Genomic DNA, 2,945 nt, shown 5'->3' on the forward strand with positions numbered 1-2,945 from the left:
CGAAGCCGAATAGGTTAAGTTATGAAGGGCGCACGGTGGATGCCTTGGCACTAGGAGCCGATGAAGGACGGTACTAACACCGATATGCTTCGGGGAGCTGTAAGTAAGCATTGATCCGAAGATTTCCGAATGGGGAAACCCACTGCCCGTAATGGGGTAGTATCCTTACCTGAATACATAGGGTAAGAGAAGGTAGACCCGGGGAACTGAAACATCTTAGTACCCGGAGGAAGAGAAAGCAAACGCGATTTCCTGAGTAGCGGCGAGCGAAACGGAAGATAGCCCAAACCAAGAGGCTTGCCTCTTGGGGTTGTAGGACACTCTATACGGAGTTACAAAAGAGCGAAGTAGACGAAGCGACCTGGAAAGGTCCGTCAGAGAAGGTAACAACCCTGTAGTCGAAACTTCGTTCTCTCTTGAGTGGATCCTGAGTACGGCGGGACACGAGAAATCCCGTCGGAAGCTGGGAGGACCATCTCCCAAGGCTAAATACTCCCTAGTGACCGATAGTGAACCAGTACCGTGAGGGAAAGGTGAAAAGCACCCCGGAAGGGGAGTGAAATAGAACCTGAAACCGTGTGCCTACAAGTAGTCAAAGCACATTTATGTGTGATGGCGTGCCTTTTGTAGAATGAACCGGCGAGTTACGATCCCGTGCAAGGTTAAGTTGAAGAGACGGAGCCGCAGCGAAAGCGAGTCTGAATAGGGCGAAATAGTACGTGGTCGTAGACCCGAAACCAGGTGATCTACCCATGTCCAGGGTGAAGTTCAGGTAACACTGAATGGAGGCCCGAACCCACGCACGTTGAAAAGTGCGGGGATGAGGTGTGGGTAGCGGAGAAATTCCAATCGAACTTGGAGATAGCTGGTTCTCTCCGAAATAGCTTTAGGGCTAGCCTCGAGTATAGAGTCTTGGAGGTAGAGCACTGATTGGACTAGGGGCCCTCATCGGGTTACCGAATTCAGTCAAACTCCGAATGCCAAAGACTTGATTCTCGGGAGTCAGACTGCGAGTGATAAGATCCGTAGTCAAGAGGGAAACAGCCCAGACCACCAGCTAAGGTCCCAAAGTATACGTTAAGTGGAAAAGGATGTGGAGTTGCTTAGACAACCAGGATGTTGGCTTAGAAGCAGCCACCATTTAAAGAGTGCGTAATAGCTCACTGGTCGAGTGACTCTGCGCCGAAAATGTACCGGGGCTAAACGTATCACCGAAGCTGTGGATTGTTCTTACGAACAATGGTAGGAGAGCGTTCTAAGTGCTGTGAAGTCAGACCGTGAGGACTGGTGGAGCGCTTAGAAGTGAGAATGCCGGTATGAGTAGCGAAAGATGGGTGAGAATCCCATCCACCGAATGCCTAAGGTTTCCTGAGGAAGGCTCGTCCGCTCAGGGTTAGTCGGGACCTAAGCCGAGGCTGAAAAGCGTAGGCGATGGACAACAGGTTGATATTCCTGTACCACCTCTTTACCGTTTGAGCGATGGAGGGACGCAGGAGGATAGGGTAAGCGCACTGTTGGATATGTGCGTCCAAGCAGTTAGACTGGTAAGTAGGCAAATCCGCTTACCGTAAGGTTGAGCTGTGATGGCGAGGGAAATATAGTACCGAAGTTCCTGATTCCACACTGCCAAGAAAAGCTTCTAGCGAGGTAAATGGTGCCCGTACCGCAAACCGACACAGGTAGGCGAGGAGAGAATCCTAAGGTGATCGAGAGAACTCTCGTTAAGGAACTCGGCAAAATGACCCCGTAACTTCGGGAGAAGGGGTGCTTTTTAGGGTGAATAGCCCTGAAGAGCCGCAGTGAATAGGCCCAGGCGACTGTTTAGCAAAAACACAGGTCTCTGCGAAGCCGCAAGGCGAAGTATAGGGGCTGACACCTGCCCGGTGCTGGAAGGTTAAGAGGAGGGGTTAGCGCAAGCGAAGCTCTGAATCGAAGCCCCAGTAAACGGCGGCCGTAACTATAACGGTCCTAAGGTAGCGAAATTCCTTGTCAGGTAAGTTCTGACCCGCACGAAAGGTGTAACGATCTGGGCACTGTCTCAACGAGAGACTCGGTGAAATTATAGTACCTGTGAAGATGCAGGTTACCCGCGACAGGACGGAAAGACCCCGTGGAGCTTTACTGCAGCCTGATATTGAATTTTGGTACAGCTTGTACAGGATAGGTAGGAGCCTTGGAAGCCGGAGCGCCAGCTTCGGTGGAGGCATCGGTGGGATACTACCCTGGCTGTATTGAAATTCTAACCCGAAGGCCTTATCGGCCTTGGAGACAGTGTCAGGTGGGCAGTTTGACTGGGGCGGTCGCCTCCTAAAAAGTAACGGAGGCGCCCAAAGGTTCCCTCAGAATGGTTGGAAATCATTCGTAGAGTGTAAAGGCACAAGGGAGCTTGACTGCGAGACCTACAAGTCGAGCAGGGACGAAAGTCGGGCTTAGTGATCCGGTGGTTCCGCATGGAAGGGCCATCGCTCAACGGATAAAAGCTACCCCGGGGATAACAGGCTTATCTCCCCCAAGAGTCCACATCGACGGGGAGGTTTGGCACCTCGATGTCGGCTCATCGCATCCTGGGGCTGTAGTCGGTCCCAAGGGTTGGGCTGTTCGCCCATTAAAGCGGTACGCGAGCTGGGTTCAGAACGTCGTGAGACAGTTCGGTCCCTATCCGTCGTGGGCGTAGGAAATTTGAGAGGAGCTGTCCTTAGTACGAGAGGACCGGGATGGACACACCGCTGGTGTACCAGTTGTTCTGCCAAGGGCATAGCTGGGTAGCTATGTGTGGAAGGGATAAGTGCTGAAAGCATCTAAGCATGAAGCCCCCCTCAAGATGAGATTTCCCATAGTGTTAAACTAGTAAGATCCCTCGAAGATGACGAGGTTGATAGGTCAGAGGTGGAAGCATGGTGACATGTGCAGCTGACTGATACTAATCGATCGAGGACTTAACCAAA

General features: G+C 52.0%; 1 rRNA gene. It reads left to right on the plus strand.

Annotated features, from left to right (window positions below):
- Positions 1-12 precede the first annotated feature (12 nt).
- Positions 13-2,944: ribosomal RNA gene (locus tag CKJ95_RS17025) — 23S ribosomal RNA — on the plus strand.
- Position 2,945: the final 1 nt, after the last annotated feature.

The sequence above is a fragment of the Fredinandcohnia onubensis genome (assembly GCF_002734285.1).
Lineage (GTDB): Bacteria > Bacillota > Bacilli > Bacillales > Bacillaceae_L > Ferdinandcohnia > Ferdinandcohnia onubensis_A.